The organism is Leptobacterium meishanense (genome assembly GCF_037645805.1).
In the GTDB taxonomy this organism is placed as follows: domain Bacteria; phylum Bacteroidota; class Bacteroidia; order Flavobacteriales; family Flavobacteriaceae; genus Leptobacterium_A; species Leptobacterium_A meishanense.
In genome coordinates, this window is record NZ_JBBEXE010000004.1 from 98,763 (window position 1) to 118,568 (window position 19,806).

Here is a 19,806-nt window from a genome sequence, read left to right on the forward strand (position 1 = left end):
CCAAAATCTATAGGGAATGCGTACCAAATCATTAAAAAAGAATAAAATTAATGTAATCACTTTAGGATGTTCCAAAAATGTGTACGATTCTGAGGTGCTGATGGGACAGCTACGTGCCAATAACAAAGAAGTGGTCCATGAAGAAGAGGGCAATATTGTAGTGATCAACACCTGTGGGTTTATTGCCAATGCCAAAGAAGAAAGTGTAAATACCATTTTAGAGTATGTTCAGAAGAAAGAGGAAGGGATTGTAGATAAAGTATTTGTAACAGGATGTCTAAGTGAACGCTACAAACCTGATTTGGAGAAAGAAATACCCAATGTGGATGAGTACTTTGGCACATCGGACCTGCCCAATCTCCTAAAAGCTTTGGGAGCTGACTATAAGCATGAGCTGATAGGGGAACGGTTGACCACAACACCCAAAAATTATGCGTATTTAAAAATAGCGGAAGGTTGTGACCGCCCATGTTCTTTTTGTGCCATCCCGTTAATGCGCGGCAAGCACAAAAGCACTCCGATAGAAGATTTGGTCACTGAAGCAGAAAAATTGGCAGCCAAAGGTGTTAAAGAACTGATCCTTATTGCCCAGGATCTTACCTATTATGGACTTGATCTCTATAAAGAGCGCAAGTTGGCTACCTTATTAAAGACCTTGGTAAAGGTGGAAGGGATTGAATGGATACGGCTCCATTATGCTTTTCCGACAGGGTTTCCTATGGATGTGCTAGAGGTGATGAAAAACGAACCAAAGCTGTGTAATTATATAGACATTCCGTTACAGCATATTTCCGATCCTCTGCTAAAGAGTATGCGAAGAGGTACAACGAAAGAAAAAACAAATAAGTTGTTAAAGGATTTTAGGAAAACGGTGCCGGAGATGACTATCCGGACAACATTGATTGTTGGTTATCCCGGAGAAACCGAAGAAGATTTCCAAATACTTAAAGATTGGGTTTCTGAAATGCGCTTTGAACGTTTGGGCTGCTTCACTTATAGCCATGAAGAAAACACACATGCTTATACTCTGGAAGATGATGTGCCGGAAGAAATAAAGCAACGGCGTGCCGCAGAGATCATGGAACTGCAATCGCAAATATCCTGGGAGCTGAACCAAGAAAAAGTAGGGAAAACCTACCGATGTATCATCGACCGAAAAGAAGGAAATCATTTTGTAGGACGAACTGAATTTGACTCTCCTGATGTTGATAATGAGGTATTAATTGACGCTACCAAACAGTATGTAAAAATCGGGGATTTTGTGAATGTGAAAATTATAGAAGCAGGAGATTTTGATCTTTATGGAGAACCAGCAGTATAAAAAAAATATAACATAATTGATATGTCATATTGAGCGCAGTCGAAATAATTGATTCAACAAATTTAGATTTCTCATCCCGATAGTTATCGGGAAATTCGAAATGACACTATTCCCAATCTTTTTTAGTCAGCCTCATTTCTAATCCATCAAAATCTTTAAAATCTCAATAGCAGCTTCACTTATCTTCGTTCCCGGTCCAAAAACGGCCGTTACGCCCGCATCAAACAAAAATTGATAATCCTGCTTGGGAATAACGCCACCAACAATCACCATAATATCTTCCCGGCCGTATTTTTTAAGTTCCTCAATCACTTGTGGCACCAACGTTTTATGTCCCGCCGCCAAAGAAGAAATTCCCAAGATATGGACATCATTTTCAACCGCTTGTTTGGCAGCTTCTGCAGGAGTTTGGAATAATGGGCCAATATCTACATCAAATCCTACATCGGCATAACCGGTAGCCACTACTTTTGCTCCACGGTCGTGCCCGTCCTGCCCCATTTTTGCAATCATGATACGGGGCCTACGACCTTCCGATTCTGCAAATTCATCGGCCAACTGTCTTGCTTTTTCAAAGCTACCGTCGTTTTTAATTTCTTTTGAATACACGCCTGATATTGATTTCGTAGTGGCTTTATACCTGCCAAATACTTTTTCCAACGCATTACTTATTTCTCCTAAGGTAGCACGTTTTCTGGCAGCTTCTACAGCTAAAGCTAATAAATTTTCTTCACCTGTTTTTGCACAAGCAGTTATTTTTTCTAGCGCGGCAGTTACTTTTTGATGGTCTCGTTCTTTTTTTACTTTTTCTATACGTTCGAGTTGTTGCTTTCGAACGGTTTGATTGTCTACCTCTAATATTTGCAGGAAATCTTCTTCAGGGGAAGGGTATTTATTGACACCTACAATGATATCCTGCCCGCTGTCAATACGCGCTTGTTTTCGGGCAGCGGCCTCTTCAATTCGCATTTTTGGGATGCCAGCTTCAATAGCTTTTGTCATACCGCCCAGCTCTTCTATTTCTTCAATAAGTTTCCAGGCTTTTTCAGCAATTTCATTAGTCAGGGTTTCCACATAATAACTACCTGCCCAAGGATCAACGGTTTTGGTAATATTTATTTCTTCCTGAAGGTATAGTTGTGTGTTTCGTGCAATCCGTGCTGAAAAATCGGTAGGAAGGGCAATGGCTTCATCCAACGCATTGGTATGCAAACTTTGTGTTCCGCCAAAAACTGCTGCCGCTGCTTCAATACATGTTCTGGCTACATTGTTAAAAGGGTCTTGCTCTGTTAAGCTCCAACCACTGGTTTGACAATGGGTTCTTAGTATCAGCGATTTTTCTTTTTTCGGATGGAATTGCTTTACCAATTTTGCCCAAAGCATACGGGCTGCACGCATTTTTGCAATTTCCATAAAATGGTTCATGCCAATAGCCCAAAAGAAAGAGAGGCGAGGCGCAAAATCATCAATGTTCATCCCAGCTGCAATACCTGTCCGTATGTATTCCAACCCGTCAGCTAACGTATAGGCCAGCTCAATGTCGGCAGTAGCCCCGGCTTCTTGCATATGGTATCCGGAAATACTGATACTGTTAAATTTAGGCATGTGTTTACTGGTGTACTTAAAAATATCAGCAACTATTTTCATGGATGCAGCGGGAGGATAGATATAAGTATTTCGCACCATGAATTCCTTCAGGATATCATTTTGGATGGTCCCTGAGAGTTGCTCGGGAGAAACACCTTGCTCTTCGGCAGCTACAATATAGAAAGCCATAATGGGTAATACGGCACCGTTCATGGTCATGGAGACTGACATTTGATCGAGTGGAATTTGATCGAACAGGATTTTCATGTCTTCTACAGAATCAATGGCCACCCCGGCCTTTCCTACATCACCTGCTACCCGTTCATGATCACTATCATAACCCCTATGGGTGGCTAGGTCAAAAGCAATAGACAGCCCTCTTTGCCCGGCAGCGAGATTCCTGCGATAAAATGCATTGCTGTCTTCAGCAGTAGAAAACCCTGCGTATTGGCGAATAGTCCAAGGACGCTGTACATACATGGAAGCATAAGGTCCACGAAGGTATGGAGGAAAACCTGCAGCAAAACCAAGATGCTGCATAGTTTTCATAGAATCAGGTGTGTAAAATGATTTTACCTTAATATTTTCAGCAGTTTCAAAGTCAGTATTAGTTTGATTTTCTTCTAACTTTTCACTTTCAACGTTTAACTTTAAACTAATATTTTTTAAGTCTTTACGCTTCATTTTCCAGTCGTTTTTGTTCTATTTGTTCGGCAAGCCGTTGTTCAAGAATCGGTTCGATCAATGTTTTTCGGGAATCAGTTTTTACAAAAGGGTATAGTTCCAATTCACTTTTCATTTTATCCTGTTCATTAACATATTTGTTGGTGCCAACAAGTATTTGTTTTTCAGTATCGTATAATGTTTGCTCAGCCGTTGCCTGCTCTTTTATCTTACGTTGGATTGTATGCTCTTTAAGTTGCTTTAGGAAACCACCTCCTACTTCTATCTGTTTAAAAATACGGAGAGCTTTTTCAGCAAGTTGCTGTGTAATGCTTTCAATGTAATAACTGCCATCTGCTGGATTGGTGGTTTTATCAAAATAACTTTCGTTTTTAAGGATCAACAGTTGATTTCGGCTGATTCGTTCGGCAAATTCATTGTCTTTATGATAAATATTGTCATATGGAAGATTACAAATAGTATCAGTTCCTCCTAATATAGCGCTCATGCTCTCGGTAGTGGTCCGCAACATGTTAACATTGTAGTCATACAACGTTTTATTGCGTTCAGAAGGTTGTGCAAAAATATGACAATCATGAGTGATCCCGTATTCAGATGCAATGGTATTCCAAAGTAAACGTAGTGCTCTTATTTTAGCAATTTCAAAGAAATAGTTAGCACCTATGGCAATGTTGAAGTTTATTTTGACAGATTTCTCACTCCCGGCAGTTGTCGGGTCGTTCGAAATGACGTTGTTGACGAAGTTAAGGTATTCATTGGCATGTGCCATGGCATAGGCAAGCTGTTGTGTATTATTAGCCCCGGCGTTTTGATAAAGGGAAGCATCTACAGATAAAATGGTTTCAAATGTATTGGAATACTGTAGAATATCTGAAAGAACCTCATGGTCTTTATCAAGGTTATGAAACCAGTTTCCGGTTCGTGCAAGGTTTCCAATGATGTCTATATGGAGATGGATTTCCGCATTTTTGTCCTCCAGATAGTTTTTTAGGTTTTTGATGAAACCACTATCTAAAAATTGCATTTGGAGATGAACAGGAATTTTGTTTAAATCAATTCCGCCAAACAGTTTTTCTATGGAAATTTCTTTTGTGGGGATAACAAAAGCAATACTTTCAGTTCCGCGCTGGATGGCATCTCTGGCTTTTTCGTTTGATTTTTTTGTATTGGCAACATATATTTTTTGGCAGATTTTCCAGTTGGGTGGAGCACTATTTTGGATTTTGACTTTCTCTATATCTTCAGTAGTATAGAAAGGTTTTACATCGATGCCTTCCAAGGTATTCCATACCATAGTTTTGTTATAGTCGGCTCCTTTTAGGTCAACTTGTATTTTTTGTTTCCATTGTTTTGCGCTGATATTGTCAAACTCATCAAATGAAAGTGTTTCAAAATATTTATTCATCTTCTTTTTTGTTAATGCTATCGGTATCTTCTATGAGGTATATTTCTTCATTTTCTTTTTTCATATAGTATTTTTCCCGGGCATATTTTTCCAATCCCTCTGCTGTTTTAAGGGTTTTGATCATTTGTTTGTCCTGCTCTATTTCTTCTTCAAGGTGTTGCTTTTGTTTTTCAAGCTTTTCAATTTCTTCATTTAACTGTTTGTGAATGAAGTAAGAATTAGTGTCAAAGAAAACCATCCATATTACAAAAATGGTGAGTATGATAACATATATGTTGCCAAATACTTTAAACCATTTATTTTCTTTGATGTTTTTAAGGTTCATTGTTAAAGCCGGTCATTAATGATTGTTTTTACAATATCTATTGCCACAGTGTTATATTTATTATGTGGAATGATGATATCGGCATATTCTTTCATAGGTTCTATAAACTGTTCGTGCATAGGTTTTAAAGTGGTTTGATATCGGGACAGTACTTCTTCAATATCACGCCCACGCTCGTTAATGTCTCTTTTTATACGGCGAATGAGCCGCTCATCAGAATCGGCATGTACAAATATTTTGATGTCAAACATATCACGGATGGCAGCATTGGATAAGATGAGGATACCTTCTACGATCATCACTTTTCGGGGCTGTGTAAGTATAACGTCTTTGGTACGGTTATGTTTTACAAATGAATATACGGGTTGCTCAATAGGTTTTTCTGCTTTTAGGTCTTTTAAATGTGCACCCAAAAGGTCAAAATCAATGGCTCTGGGGTGGTCAAAATTAATTTTGGTACGTTCTTCATAAGGAAGGTGTGAAGTGTCTTTATAATAGGAGTCTTGAGAAATAACGCCTACTTCATTTTCAGGGAGCTCATTGATGATCTGGTTTACTACGGTTGTTTTTCCGCAACCGGTACCTCCGGCAATTCCGATAATCAGCATACATGAATTTTTAACAAATTTACGGATTGCAAGTTACATTTTTAACACGGTATGTAAATAACCCCTGATGAGGAATCTTTGGCTGCTCCGGTAACTGAATGCAAACAATTAACCTCATTTCGTTCCCTGAGTACGCCTATTAAAGCAAAAATAAGCGCTTCTTTATAATCGATGCTATCTTTTTTAGGAACAACTACTTTATAGGTACTGCCCAATTGCTGCTGTAAGACGTGGATTAAAAAATCATTTTTTGCCCCACCTCCTGTAACCAGCACAGTTTTTATTTTGCCAGTTGTTGGCACATTTTTAATGCTTTTTGCAATTTGTATGGCAATATGTTGAACGGCTGTATGCAATAGGTTCTCCATAGCATCAGAGATGTTTTCTGCGATAGGGAGGATATTGTTTTCAAACCATTCATACCCCAATGATTTTGGGGGTGATTGGTGATAGTAAGCTAGCGCATTTAGCTGCTCTAAAAAATCATTATTGGGCACTCCTTTTTGGGCAAGCTGCCCATTTTTATCATATGGCTTATTCAGTTTCTGAGCAAGATGGTTAAGAAGCATATTTATCGGGGCAATGTCATAGGCAATCCGTTCTCCTTCCTTTTCAAAAGAAATATTTCCAATGCCCCCAAGGTTTAAGCAAAAATCATAATTTCCGAAAAGTAATCGGTCTCCGATCGGCACCAAAGGGGCTCCTTGTCCACCCAATGCTACATCATTGCTCCGGAAATCGCAAATGACTTTTTTCCCGGAGGCGTTTGCCAAGTGTTGCCCGGAACCTATCTGGAAAGTGAACCCATTTTCAGGTTGGTGATGTACCGTATGGCCATGGCTGGCTATAAAATCCACCTCTAAATTATTTTCAGCAATAAACTGCGCTGCTTGTTTTCCCAACCACGTTCCATATTCGTTGTGAAAAACGAGCAAATCAGTAGCGGATAATTGAATAGCAGTTTTTAAGCGTGCTTGAAATTGAGGTGTATAATCGACACTTTTTGTTTTTACAATCTGATAATTCCAAGAATTATTATTTTTTGTAATATGGCAATAAGCAATGTCGAGTCCATCCAAGGAAGTCCCCGACATTAAACCGATAACTTTATAAGTTGTTGTTTTCAAAAGCGTTTAGGTTTGTACATTTGTATTATTGGATGCGTGCAAACAAAAATAATGATTTGTTTGTGAACTCTTTGGATAGCTAAATTTTGGAGAATGACCTATAAAAAAATAACAGAAACAGCTTCTTTGTACAATAGTTTAGAAAAAATGAAGACCGCCGATATTCTCTTAAACATCAACAAAGAAGATAAAAAAGTAGCGGAGGCAGTAGCAAAAGTCATTCCCGCAATTGGCCAACTTGTTGATGAACTGGTACTGCGATTTAAGAAAGGAGGACGGCTTTTTTATATTGGAGCGGGAACAAGTGGGCGGCTTGGCATATTAGATGCTTCGGAAATACCTCCTACTTTTGGATTGCCACACGACAGGGTCATTGGCCTTATTGCCGGAGGTGATAGTGCTATTCGGAAAGCAGTAGAGTTTGCTGAAGATGATGCAGGACAGGCATGGAAAGATTTAAGCAATTACAACATCAATGAAAATGATACCGTAGTAGGTATTGCTGCTTCAGGGACTACACCGTATGTAGTAGGTGGAGTGAAAGCTGCTAAGGAACATGGTATTTTGACAGCTTGTATTACCAATAACCCGGGATCCCCATTGTCAATGGTTTCAGCTATTCCTATTGAAATTAAAGTAGGTCCTGAGTTTGTTACGGGCAGTACCCGGATGAAGAGCGGCACTTCTCAGAAATTGGTGTTGAACATGATTTCTACCGCGTTGATGATCAGGATAGGAAGGGTAGAAGGAAATAAGATGGTGAATATGCAACTCAACAATAATAAGTTGGTCGATCGTGGTATCCGGTTTATTATGGAAGAATTAAATGTTTCTGAGGCTGAGGCTGAGGCGTTGTTAAAAAAATATGGCTCCGTAAAAAAAGCAATTGCTTCAAAGGGATAAAGCCTATCCCCAATAGAAATTATTAGCAAATTTACCCATATTTTTTAATTCATCTTCCACGGCTTTTTCCACAGCATCTTTGTGGTTATAAGTTGTTTCAATGGTTGCAGTAAACCATTCAGGACCTGTTTCTCCATTTGAATACCAATACCCTGAATCTTCAAAAGTATCGATCACATAGGGATGTTTTTTCAACCTTGATGCTAATGTACTACAAACTCCTTCTGAAGCAGTAATAATAAGTCTTGATGTTTCCATTTTTGCGAATGTATAACCTTTAATGTATATGAAAGTGCCTTTTATTTTTCCTTTGTGTTTTCCGGCTTTTATGAGGCTATCGTCATTTGCAATGGAACCTGCATATTTCATTTGCCGCCGGTCTTCTTCAGAGATATAAATATCTACAGTATCATCTATATCCGATACCTTTTCCAGGTTAAAGGAAAGGCGGTTTTTGTCCAATGTCCAATTTCCTTTCATCGTATAAGAACTGGGCACTTCTATTTTTGGGATGTTTGAAGAACGTATCCCGATAATGGTACCGTCTTCATAAAAACGAAGTGTAGCATGAATGGTGCTATGCCTATGAATATCCCCATCACTGTCAGACCACCAGCTTCTAACATGTTGTTGGTAAACAGCATGGTGCAATTTATCTTCATAAGGGTTATAGTCTGGTTTTTGTATTACTTTTTTAGGAGGAATTTGCGTTTTTTTCTCTGGAATAGGTTTTTTTGAATCTTTTTTATCCAAAAAATACCCAACGATCATTAAAATAATTAGCGTACTAGCAACTACTAGATGTCCGCTAATACTTGCCCAAGAATCAGGGGTTGTCCCTAAAACAATCCGTGCAATTTTAGCTATTACGGATATTAAATAGATTATCATTGCAAGCCCTATAAGTGACGATATGATATTTTTCATAATGAAAATTACTTTTTAGGGATGATTTTCATAATCCCCTTTCCTTCTACAGCGATGTAGATATATCCGTCCGGTCCTTGCTTCACATTCCGTAACCTGCCAATGCCATCAAACAGTTTTTCTCGCCGGATTATTTGGTTATTTTCTATAACTAACCGTTCTAAGTATTGAAAAACCAATGAACCTACCAATAAATCACCCTTCCATTCCGGATATTTATCAGAGGTGACAAAAGTCATACCGCTAGGGGCTATGGAAGGCACCCAATAATGGAAAGGTTGTTCCATTTCCGGCAAAGATGTATGCTTTGTAATGGAAGTACCATCATAATTGGTGCCATAAGTAATGAGCGGCCAACCATAATTTTTGCCTTTTTTCAGAATATTGATTTCATCACCTCCTTTGGGGCCATGCTCATGAATCCATATTTCTCCGGTTTCAGGGTGTTTTATCATGCCCTGAGGATTTCGGTGTCCGTAGCTGAAAACTGCTTTTTTAGCTGTTGGGTGGTCGGCAAAAGGGTTGTCCTTTGGAATTGTCCCATCATCGTGGATTCGGTATATTTTTCCACCATCACGGTTGATGTCTTGCGGGTTTACGTCCCGGTTTCCACGGTCACCAATAGAGAAGTATAAAAACCCTTCGTTGTCAAATTCAAACCGAGAGCCAAAATGTTGCCCCCTTGTACTATTTGGAGCTGCCTTATAAAGTATTTCCTGGTCAACTAACCGGTTATTTTCTATACGGGCTCGTATCACAGCTGTATTCCCACCGTTTCCCTCTCTTTCTGAAGAAGCATACGAAAGGTATAGCCATCCATTCTTTACATAGTTAGGATGTAATTTTATATCAAGAAGCCCTCCCTGTCCTCTTACATAAATTTCAGGGAGTCCTTCAATGGCTGTTTTGTTTCCATTTTTAAAATGAAAAAGTGCCCCTGTTTTTTCAGTAACCAATAAGCTGCCATCAGGGAGAAATTCCATACCCCATGGAAAATTGATCTTGCCTGTTATGTTTTCAAGAGTATAATTTTCTTTTTCAGGTTTCTTTATTGTATTATCTCTTTTTTGGGCACAAGAGGAAATGCTAAACAGAAGAAATAATAGAGTGATTTTATATAGATAACACAGTTTCATCTACTGAGGCATTTGATACACAATTTACAAATAAAATTACTTTGTATGAATGTTAAATAAGGCTATATTTGCAATCCATGTTTTTCGGGGTGTAGCGTAGCCCGGTTATCGCGCCTGCTTTGGGAGCAGGAGGCCGCAGGTTCGAATCCTGCCACCCCGACAAATAAAGTATGGATGTTTTTCGTAGAAAGTTTACTTTCTGAAGAAAATAGGGAGGTTTATTGAAATTAAAGCAACGTTTTTAATTTGCAATGACTCTTATAGTATTATGTCGCTATGAAATGTGATTTGTGATTGTGCGACTTCGAATTTTAACAAAATAATTATTATTTTAACGCAACCTTTTCATTTTTTCTGCATCTACATATATAAACTATTTTAACAAAAATGTTTATGCGTACAATTATGGAAAACTTATTTAAAAATTATTTCCTCTTTTTATGTATTTTATTTCTAGGATGCGAAAAAGATGATGATCCTACAGTCCCTACTGATTATCCAGACCCCAAAAAATTTGAAGTCTCTGAATATGTTGAATGGATAGCTTCTGCACCTGATGAAAAACAAGTTTCAAAGTTTTTTTATGATGAAGGAGGCAATGTAATTTCATATGAGTTTTCATCTAATGATGATAACACAACTTTAAGGGTTGAATTTGAATACAATAATGGGTTATTAAATAAATCGACCACCTATGGTATTTTTGAAAATGAAGAAATTAAGACAATAGAAACAACTTACTTTTATAGAGAAGGGAGTAATAAACCACATAGAGTTCATCGTTCAAAATTAAATATATTGACAAACACATATAGTGAAGGAGAGATACAATATGAATATGACAGGCAAGGTAGAGTAAAGCGAATACTTGATAGTGGATCGGTCACTGAATTTACTTATGGTCAAAATACATTGACTGAGAAATTAATTTCAGATAACACATTAATTTATGAATATAAACTTTCGGAATATTTAAACCCTTTTTCAGGCCTACCGCCATTTTTTGGTAATATTTATCTTTTTAACATGCATCGTACAGTTTATTTAACAAACGAATGGGAAGCAAGAGAACCTAATAAAGAACCAGCTTCAATGGGTTCTTTTAATTTTGTTCTTGATAGTGAAAATAGACCAATTAGAATTGAACATTCTCTTGTTAATTCATCAACTCCTAATTTACCACCATCATTATTCATAACTGAAATAAAGTATAGGTAAAGTATGAAGCGTATATATTAAACTAATAGTTTAAATATAAACTCAAGCCTCCATTTTCTCTATTGAGATGAAATTTTGTGATTTATATTGTTTAATAATTAGGGGCATATTATATTTGCCCTCTCTGCTATAGAAAGGGTATAGTATACACGAGGTACAGTTAATAATTTGTTCTGACTATATTTCCGGGATGTGGCGCAGTCTGGTAGCGTACACGCATGGGGTGCGTGTGGTCGCTGGTTCGAATCCAGTCATCCCGACAAGCTAAAGCGAGTGAGTTCTCGTAAAAAGTTTACTTTTTAAAGAGAACGATCTGTTTTAGATTAAATTAAAGCAACGCTTTAATTTGCAACAACTCCTTATGGATCACTGAAAGTAATCCAGTCATCCCGACAAATAAATAAAAGCTAGAGAATTCTCTAGCTTTTATTTTTATAAAGACATATTTCTATACTGTTTAGTAACAATATTTATTCTCTGTCGTAAGCTTTTCTGCAATGGTATTTCTCAAAGCAACTACGTTTGGCATGTTGGCATATTTGGTAAACCGTTTGAGCCCCATCAGCATCATTCGCTGTTCGTCACCTTCAGTGAAGGAAGCAATGGCTTCTTTTCCTTTTGTATTGATTTTTTCTACAGCATGGAAGAGGTTTAGCTGCGCCATGGCAATTTGTTCTTTCTGTGTTTCTTCGCCAAAACGTTTTGCATTTTTCTCTGTACGGAGAATGGCAGATTCAGCCATATAGATTTCAATCAAAATATCGGCAGCGGCCATTAATAGTTGTTGGTGTTCTTCCAGTTGTGGACCATATTTCTGTACACCGGCTCCGGCTACCATCAAAAAGGCTTTTTTGAGTTTACTAATGATTTCTTTTTCCTCTGCAAAAAGTTCAGAATAGTCAGGTGCATCAAAAGAAGGAATGCCCATAAGTTCATCTTTAACCGCCATGGCAGGGCCTAACAGGTCTACATGTCCCTTCATGGCTTTTTTAACAAGCATGCCAACAGCAAGCATCCGGTTGATTTCATTGGTGCCTTCATAAATTCTGGAGATGCGCGCATCCCGCCATGCCGATTCCATAGGCGTATCGGCAGAAAAGCCCATCCCTCCAAAAATTTGAATGCCTTCATCAGTACAGTCCTGACAATCTTCCGAGACGGCTACTTTTAAAATGGAACATTCAATGGCATATTCTTCAACCCCTTTTAATTCAGCTTCTTGGTGCGAGTTTCCTTCTGCCTTTCGAATAGCTATTCGGTCTTCAATGTCTTTAGCTGCCCGGTAACATGCCGATTCTCCTACATAGGTAGCAGTCGCCATTTCTGCTATTTTGGACTTGATAGCACCAAATTTTGCAATAGGGGTCTTAAATTGAATGCGTTCATTAGCATACTTGATTGCTTCGGTAGTAACCCGACGCTGAGCATCTAGGCAGGCTGCTGCTAGCTTAATACGACCCACATTTAGCGCATTCATGGCAATTTTGAAACCATTTCCTCGTTCAGAAAGCATATTTTCTACAGGGACTTTTGTGTCACTAAAAAATACCTGACGGGTAGAGGAGGAGTGAATTCCCAATTTATGCTCTTCTTCACCTAAGGTAATCCCATTAGAAGGGTCATTTTCAACAATAAATCCGGTAATGTTTTTATCATTTTCTATACGTGCAAATACAATAAAGAGTTTACAAAATCCTGCATTGGAGATCCACATTTTTTGACCACTGATTTTATAATGAGTGCCATCTTCGGAAAGTACTGCTTTGGTTTTCCCTGAATTGGCATCCGATCCTGCTCCCGGTTCTGTTAAACAATAGGCACCAAACCATTCGCCTGTGGCCAATCGCGGGATGTATTTTTTCTTTTGCTCTTCGGTACCATAAAGAAGGATGGGCATGGTGCCTATCCCTGTATGTGCCCCAAAAGCCGTTGCTACAGAGCCTGTAGCCCCGGAAATATAATCGCAAACCAACATAGTGGTTACAAAACTCATTCCAAGCCCACCGTATTCTTCTGGTACGGAAATACCAAGAAGCCCCAGTTCACCGGCTTTCTTCATAATCTCTTCGGTAAGGGCATAATCTTTCTTTTCAAATCGCGCTTTTAAAGGCCATATTTCCCTATCAACAAACTCTTTTACCGAGTCGCGCATCATTTTCTGTTCTTCCGAAAAATCTTCTGGCGTGAATACATCTGCTGCTTTTGTTTCTTTGACCAGAAATTGTCCGCCTCTAGTTAAATCTTTTTCTATTGCTTCCATTTTTTTAGATTTTAGTAGTTAGTATTGAGTATACAGACTCTAATATTAAAGTTCTCAATACTCAATTCTCATATCTCAATTCTGTTAATTCAAAAACTCATAAATTCCTGCTGCTCCTTGTCCAGTCCCTACACACATGGTCACCATTCCATATTTTCCTTTCATGTTCCGTTTTCGCATTTCGTCAAATAATTGAACAGATAGCTTTGCTCCGGTACAACCCAATGGATGCCCAAGTGCAATAGCCCCTCCGTTAACATTAACAATATCTTGGTTTAAGCCAAGTTCTCTTATAACAGCTAGTGATTGAGAAGCAAAGGCTTCGTTCAGTTCTATAAGTTCTACATCGTTTTGTCTTAATCCTGCTTGTCTTAATGCTTTTGGAACGGCTTTTACAGGCCCAATCCCCATAATTCGAGGCTCCACACCTGCAGCAGCATAATTTACCAAGCGGGCTATCGGTTCTAGGTTCAATTCTTTGACCATTTCCTCGCTCATTACTAATACAAAAGCAGCACCGTCACTCATTTGGGATGAGTTTCCTGCGGTAACGCTCCCACCGGCTGCAAATACTGGCCGGAGTTTGTTCAATGCGTCTATACTTGTACCCTCTCTGGGTCCTTCATCTTTGGTTACTGTGTATGATTTTGTGGCTTTTTTACCGTTTTCGTCAATATAGGTCTGTTCAACGGTTATGGGAACAATTTGCTCTTGAAAGCGGTTTTCAGCTTGTGCTTTTAAAGCTTTCATATGTGAATTGTACGCAAATTCATCCTGGTCTTCCCGAGAGACTTTGAACTGATTGGCGACAGCTTCTGCAGTATTTCCCATACCCCAGTAATAATCTTCATGGCCAGACTTGGCCAGTTCATAATTTAATTCTGTTTTGTATCCTGTCATGGGTACTGCACTCATACTTTCGGCACCACCTGCAATGATACAATCGGCCATTCCTGCCTGGATTTTTGCAGATGCCATGGCAATGGTCTCTATCCCAGATGAACAAAACCGGTTTACGGTTACTCCCGGAACATCAACGATATCTAATCCCATTAGAGAAATCAACCGGGCCATATTTAACCCTTGAGAACCTTCCGGCATTGCATTTCCTACAATAACATCGTCAATACGGGTTTTATCCAATTGTGGTAATTCTTTCATCATGTATTGGATGGTTTCAGCGGCCAATTCGTCTGTCCTTTTAAATCGGAATAACCCTCTTGGTGCTTTTCCAACGGCAGTTCGGTATGCTTTTACGATATATGCTGTTTTCATTTTTTATGATAGATTTTAGCTATTAGTATTGAGTATTAAGTTTTTTCCTTTAAACTTTTTTGTAATGAATAATTCATTTTTTGAACTTCAGTTAATAGGTTTAATGAAGATCGAATGTCACTTTCCGATATAAGCTTTAGTTCTGTTATTAGAATTAATTGTGTTTGAAGTTCATATGCGGAACCATTTGCAATTCCTAGAAAATAATTAAATTCTTTCTCAGAGTTTCTTCCTGCTCCTTCTGCAATGTTAGAAGGTATGGATACCGCGCTCCTTTTTATTTGAGATGTTAGACCATATTTTTCATCTGAAGGTAGCATAACAACAAGGTTGTAGACTTGTTTTGCAAGCTCTATGGATTTTTGCCAGATTTTTAAATCTTCAAGTTTGTGCATAGCTTCTTTCTGATTACTCAATATTAATTTCTCAAATCTAATTGCGCAATGGTTTCCCTGTTTTTAGCATGTGTTGTATGCGTTCCAATGTTTTACGTTCTGTACAGAGTGATAAAAAAGCTTCTCGTTCAATGTCCAATAAATATTGTTCACTGACCAAAGTAGGCTCTGAAAGATCACCCCCGGCCATCACATAAGCTAGTTTATTGGCAATTTTATGATCGTGCTCGCTTATATAATTACTAGCTTCCATAGCGTCCGTTCCTACTAAGAACATCCCTAAAGCCTGTTTACCAAGCACTTTTATATCTTTTCTGTGGACAGGTTGTGTATAACCTGCTTCTGCAAGCAATAATGCATGTTTTTTAGCTTCCGCAATCTGACGGTCTTTGTTTACCACCACCACATCTTTTCCTTTTTGAAGGACTCCTATATCGAAAGCCTCATAGGCCGAGGTTGATACTTTTGCCATTCCTATGGTAAGGAAATATTCCTGTAACACATTCAACTCAACATCGTTCTTCCTGAAGGTATCGGAAGCACGCAATGTCATTTCCTTAGAGCCTCCACCGCCTGGAATGACCCCAACGCCAAATTCTACCAATCCGATATAGGTTTCTGCGGCAGCAACCACTTTATCGGCATGCATGGAAAGCTCACAACCGCCACCCAAGGTCATCCCATGCGGTGCAGAGATAGTGGGGATGGAAGAGTAACGCATGCGCATCATGGTATCTTGGAACATTTTAATAGCCATGTTCAGTTCATCATATTCTTGTTCTACAGCCATCATAAAAATCATTCCGATATTGGCACCTACAGAAAAATTTGCTGCTTGGTTACCAACAACCAATCCTTGAAAATCTTTTTCGGCCAAGTCAATAGCTTTATTTATACCTTGAAGGACACCACCGCCAATAGTATTCATTTTAGACTGGAATTCTAAGTTTAGGATTCCGTCACCTAAATCTTCAATAACAGCCTCAGTATTTTTCCAAACTTCTTTTGTTTTCCGGATATTATCTAAAATGATGAAAGCATCTTGTCCGGGTTTTTTAACTTGTTTTTTTGATGGGATATCATAATAATAGGTTGCCCCATCTTTTACAGTATAAAATGAGCTGCTTCCGGCCGAGATCATTTCGGTAACCCAATTTGCAGGTTCTAACCCTTCGGCTTTCATCAACTCTATTCCTTTTTCAATACCTATGGCATCCCAAATTTCAAATGGCCCGTTTTCCCAACCAAAGCCTGCTTTCATGGCGTCATCTATCCGGTACAGTTCATCGGATATTTCAGGGATCCGGTTTTGAACATAGGCAAACATGGCAGCAAAGTTCTTTCGATAGAAATCCCCTGCTTTATCTTTTCCGGTTATAAGGATAGGGAAACGGTCAATAACTTTGTCAACAGTCTTGGTAAGTTCTAACGTGGCAAATTTCACCTTTTTATTAGGGCGATATTCCAAAGTTTCCAGGTCGAGCGATAAGATTTCGCTTTTCCCATTTTCGCCTTTTACTTTTTTATAAAACCCTTGTCCTGTTTTGCTTCCCAACCATTTGTTTTCCATCATTTTTTGAATAAAATCAGGAAGTTTAAACAATTCATGGCGTTCATCATCAGGACAGTTTTCATAAAGTCCGTTAGCAACATGCACAAGTGTGTCAAGTCCTACCACATCTACTGTTCGGAAAGTGGCTGATTTTGGTCGCCCGATAACAGGACCTGTTAGTTTATCAACCTCTTCAATGGTCAACCCTAGCTCTTTTACTTGGTGAAAGAGGCTTTGGATACCAAAAATCCCAATCCGGTTTCCAATGAACGCTGGAGTATCTTTTGCGAGTACAGATGTTTTTCCTAGGAATTTTTCGCCGTACATCATTAAGAAATCGGTAACGGATTGTTGACAATTTGGCCCGGGAATGACTTCAAATAGTTTTAAGTATCTTGGTGGGTTAAAAAAGTGCGTGACAGCAAAATGTTTTTGGAAGTCATCACTTCGCCCTTCATTCATAAATTTGATTGGGATCCCGGAAGTGTTAGAGGTAATGAGTGTGCCAGGTGTGCGGTGCTTTTCAATCTGTTCAAATACTTTTTGTTTGATATCGAGCCTTTCTACTACGACTTCAATCACCCAATCCACATCTTTGATTTTATGCAGGTCATCTTCAAGATTCCCTATAGTAATCCTATTTCCAAATTTTTGATGATAAATAGGTGATGGTTTGGATTTTAATGAAGCGTTGAAATTATCATTTACCAATCGATTTCTAACTACTTTGTTTTCGAGTGTTAAACCTTTAGCTTTTTCTTTGTCATTTAGTTCTCTGGGAACGATATCCAATAATAAGACTTCAACTCCTATGTTGGCAAAATGGCAGGCAATGCCACTTCCCATGATACCTGAACCGATAACAGCAACTTTCTTAATTCTTCTTGTCATTTTGATGTAAAGTATGTTAATTAGTTGTTACTTTTCTATTGTTATATATTTTCTTCTCCAGAATGAGTTGATTGATAATGTCTGCCACTTCGAAAAAAGTATTCAATTGTTCCTGGTTTACATGTGTTTTAACGACTTCATTGAACCGTAAAACTACTTCTTTGGAGAGTGCCCTTTTTTCTATTCCAAAATCAGTAAGATGAATAAGGACACTTCTTCCGTCTTCTGGATTTGGTTTTCTCACTATCAATCCTTTTTCTTCCATCGATTTTAATATCCGCGAAAGGCTGGTTGCTTCCATTCCCATTTTTGGGCCAAGAGCTGTGGACGGGGTCCCTTTTTCCGGATCAATACTCAAAAGAGTGAAACCAGTAGCCATGGTACTGCCTACTTTTCCGGCTTCTTCGTTATACATTTTGGCAATGGCTTGCCAAGTTGCCCGCATCACATAATCAATAGTCTTTTCTTTCATTTTTAGAAAATGTGGAGTAAATATACAAATAATTTATTATGCATGCATAATAAATTATTGAAATTATTGTTGAGCTTTTTAAAATTTATTTTGTAAACCTAGCGTATAAAAAAAACGCCTCTTGCAAGAGGCGTTTTTTTGATTGTTTTTCAATATACTTTCATAGTAGGGGTGAGGTGCCCTCCTTCAATAGTCCAGATATCAGGAGTGAGCTCAAACCGCTTATTTTTTTTCATTTACTTCTTCAATACCTTTATCCTGGTTTTTTCTCCATCCCTGATAACCTCTACATAATAAAACCCTGAGGCATTTCCTAGAAAAAGGGACACCGTATATGTATTTGAAAAGGATTGAGACGATATAAACCTACCCGAACTGTCCCATACGTTGACAATAACATCATTATAGACCTGTTTAAAATCGATAGTTAAGATACCTGTATCGGGAACCGGACTCAAAAAGCTGACTTCATCCGATGCTTCTCCCAAGTTAAGAATACTAAACGGGTTAGAAGCTAGATTGTCATTGCTAGCAGCATCTATGGCTACTCCGGCAGGTACTTGTACGGTCACTTCCCCATCCGTTGTAGGGTCGATGGTAGCGGTATAGGACTCCCCTGATCCGCTAAAGGCTGTTATTGTCCCGTTTGTTACGGTAATACCGCTTTGAACAAACCCGGTAACGTCCTCACTAAAGGTAATGGTAACATCAAAACTACCATTTACAGGCCCGGCGGGTCCATCAATGGTCACTGAGGGAGCTGTTCCATCATTAGTAACACTGTAGGTATTGGAAGCCAGATTGTCATTGCTTGCAGCATCTATGGCTACCCCGGCAGGTACTTGTACGGTCACTTCCCCATCCGTTGTAGGGTCAATGGTGGCGGTATAGGACGCCCCTGACCCGCTAAAGGCTGTTATTGTCCCGTTTGTTATGGTAATATCACTTTGAACAAACCCAGTAACGCCCTCACTAAAGGTAATGGTAACATCAAAACTACCATTTACAGGCCCGGCGGGTCCATCAATGGTCACTGAGGGAGCTGTTCCATCATTAGTAACACTGTAGGTATTGGAAGCCAGATTGTCATTGCTTGCAGTATCTATGGCTACCCCGGCAGGTACTTGTACGGTCACTTCCCCATCCGTTGTAGGGTCGATGGTAGCGGTATAGGACGCCCCTGACCCACTAAAGGCTGTTATTGTCCCATTGGTTACGGTAATATCACTTTGAACAAACCCAGTAACGCCCTCACTAAAGGTAATGGTAACATCAAAACTACCATTTACAGGCCCGGCGGGTCCATCAATGGTTACTGAGGGAGCTGTTCCATCATTAGTAACACTGTAGGTATTGGAAGCCAGATTGTCATTGCTTGCAGCATCTATGGCTACCCCGGCAGGTACTTGTACGGTCACTTCCCCATCCGCTGTAGGGTCAATGGTAGCGGTATAGGACGCCCCTGACCCACTAAAGGCTGTTATGGAGCCATTGGTTACAGTAATATCGCTTTGAACAAACCCAGTAACGCCCTCACTAAAGGTAATGGTAACATCAAAACTACCATTTACAGGCCCGGCAGGTCCATCAATGGTCACTGAGGGAGCTGTTCCATCATTAGTAACACTGTAGGTATTGGAAGCCAGATTGTCATTGCTTGCAGCATCCATGGCTACCCCGGCAGGCACCTGCACAGTGACTTCCCCATCTGCTGTAGGGT

The 19,806-nt window shown here is 39.1% G+C and carries 16 protein-coding genes and 2 tRNA genes; 5 read left to right on the forward strand and 13 right to left on the reverse strand.

Annotated elements, in window-relative coordinates; translation table 11 throughout:
* Nucleotides 1–16 precede the first annotated feature (16 nt).
* Nucleotides 17–1,321: a 30S ribosomal protein S12 methylthiotransferase RimO gene (gene rimO, locus WBG21_RS05715; protein ID WP_340075717.1), complete on the forward strand. Its 1,305-nt coding sequence runs from the start codon at nt 17–19 to the stop codon at nt 1,319–1,321.
* A 138-nt stretch (nt 1,322–1,459) separates the two neighbouring features.
* Here the strand turns inward: rimO and scpA are convergent, their stop codons facing one another.
* Genes scpA through WBG21_RS05740 form a run of 5 tightly spaced genes read right to left on the reverse strand, consistent with a single transcriptional unit; the run spans nt 1,460 to nt 7,057 of the window.
* On the reverse strand, nt 1,460–3,592 hold the full coding sequence (scpA, locus tag WBG21_RS05720) for a methylmalonyl-CoA mutase (RefSeq protein WP_340075719.1): 2,133 nt from the start codon (nt 3,590–3,592) through the stop codon (nt 1,460–1,462).
* Complete coding sequence (locus tag WBG21_RS05725) at nt 3,582–4,997, reverse strand: methylmalonyl-CoA mutase subunit beta (RefSeq protein WP_340075721.1); 1,416 nt, start codon at nt 4,995–4,997, stop codon at nt 3,582–3,584. The genes scpA and WBG21_RS05725 overlap by 11 nt, the downstream gene beginning before the upstream one ends.
* Complete coding sequence (locus WBG21_RS05730; protein ID WP_340075723.1) at nt 4,990–5,322, reverse strand: FtsB family cell division protein; 333 nt, start codon at nt 5,320–5,322, stop codon at nt 4,990–4,992. The genes WBG21_RS05725 and WBG21_RS05730 overlap by 8 nt, the downstream gene beginning before the upstream one ends.
* A gap of 2 nt (nt 5,323–5,324) precedes the next feature.
* Nucleotides 5,325–5,930 carry a uridine kinase gene (udk, locus tag WBG21_RS05735; protein WP_340075725.1) on the reverse strand — a complete coding sequence of 202 codons (606 nt, stop codon included), beginning with the start codon at nt 5,928–5,930 and terminating at the stop codon, nt 5,325–5,327.
* 41 nt (nt 5,931–5,971) lie between these two features.
* Nucleotides 5,972–7,057 carry an anhydro-N-acetylmuramic acid kinase gene (locus WBG21_RS05740; RefSeq protein WP_340075727.1) on the reverse strand — a complete coding sequence of 362 codons (1,086 nt, stop codon included), beginning with the start codon at nt 7,055–7,057 and terminating at the stop codon, nt 5,972–5,974.
* A 93-nt stretch (nt 7,058–7,150) separates the two neighbouring features.
* Here WBG21_RS05740 and WBG21_RS05745 point away from each other — a divergent pair, with 93 nt between their 5' ends.
* Nucleotides 7,151–7,960: an N-acetylmuramic acid 6-phosphate etherase gene (locus WBG21_RS05745; protein WP_340075729.1), complete on the forward strand. Its 810-nt coding sequence runs from the start codon at nt 7,151–7,153 to the stop codon at nt 7,958–7,960.
* Nucleotides 7,961–7,963: 3 nt separating this feature from the next.
* Here the strand turns inward: WBG21_RS05745 and WBG21_RS05750 are convergent, their stop codons facing one another.
* Together WBG21_RS05750 and WBG21_RS05755 are read right to left on the reverse strand one after the other, a co-directional pair.
* Nucleotides 7,964–8,887: a BRCT domain-containing protein gene (locus WBG21_RS05750; protein WP_340075731.1), complete on the reverse strand. Its 924-nt coding sequence runs from the start codon at nt 8,885–8,887 to the stop codon at nt 7,964–7,966.
* 8 nt (nt 8,888–8,895) lie between these two features.
* A complete protein-coding gene (locus WBG21_RS05755; protein ID WP_340075733.1) occupies nt 8,896–10,023 on the reverse strand; it encodes a PQQ-dependent sugar dehydrogenase in 1,128 nt (375 codons plus the stop codon).
* 85 nt (nt 10,024–10,108) lie between these two features.
* Between WBG21_RS05755 and WBG21_RS05760 the strand changes: the two genes are divergently transcribed.
* The 3 genes from WBG21_RS05760 to WBG21_RS05770 all read left to right on the forward strand — a co-directional run bounded on the left by WBG21_RS05760 (nt 10,109) and on the right by WBG21_RS05770 (nt 11,501).
* Nucleotides 10,109–10,183: transfer RNA gene (locus tag WBG21_RS05760), tRNA-Pro, on the forward strand.
* 233 nt (nt 10,184–10,416) lie between these two features.
* Nucleotides 10,417–11,241, forward strand: a complete 825-nt coding sequence (locus WBG21_RS05765) for a hypothetical protein (protein ID WP_340075735.1) — start codon at nt 10,417–10,419, stop codon at nt 11,239–11,241.
* A gap of 186 nt (nt 11,242–11,427) precedes the next feature.
* A tRNA-Pro gene (locus WBG21_RS05770) sits at nt 11,428–11,501 on the forward strand.
* 197 nt (nt 11,502–11,698) lie between these two features.
* Here the strand turns inward: WBG21_RS05770 and WBG21_RS05775 are convergent.
* From WBG21_RS05775 to WBG21_RS05800, 6 genes are all read right to left on the reverse strand, one after another.
* Entirely contained in the window at nt 11,699–13,501 is a 1,803-nt protein-coding gene (locus WBG21_RS05775) for an acyl-CoA dehydrogenase family protein (RefSeq protein WP_340075737.1), read from the reverse strand.
* Nucleotides 13,502–13,585: 84 nt separating this feature from the next.
* Nucleotides 13,586–14,776, reverse strand: coding sequence for an acetyl-CoA C-acyltransferase (locus WBG21_RS05780; RefSeq protein WP_340075739.1), 1,191 nt, complete (start codon nt 14,774–14,776; stop codon nt 13,586–13,588).
* Between the two features lie 35 nt (nt 14,777–14,811).
* The gene (locus WBG21_RS05785; RefSeq protein ID WP_340075748.1) at nt 14,812–15,171 is read right to left on the reverse strand and encodes a four helix bundle protein; all 360 of its coding nucleotides are present in this window, start codon (nt 15,169–15,171) and stop codon (nt 14,812–14,814) included.
* A 37-nt stretch (nt 15,172–15,208) separates the two neighbouring features.
* Nucleotides 15,209–17,614 carry a 3-hydroxyacyl-CoA dehydrogenase/enoyl-CoA hydratase family protein gene (locus WBG21_RS05790; protein ID WP_340075741.1) on the reverse strand — a complete coding sequence of 802 codons (2,406 nt, stop codon included), beginning with the start codon at nt 17,612–17,614 and terminating at the stop codon, nt 15,209–15,211.
* A gap of 16 nt (nt 17,615–17,630) precedes the next feature.
* Nucleotides 17,631–18,086 (reverse strand): MarR family winged helix-turn-helix transcriptional regulator, encoded by a 456-nt coding sequence (locus WBG21_RS05795; RefSeq protein WP_340075743.1) that lies wholly within the window; start codon nt 18,084–18,086, stop codon nt 17,631–17,633.
* Between the two features lie 236 nt (nt 18,087–18,322).
* Nucleotides 18,323–19,806: Ig-like domain-containing protein (locus tag WBG21_RS05800; protein ID WP_340075745.1), on the reverse strand; the 1,484-nt coding region annotated here is incomplete at its 5' end.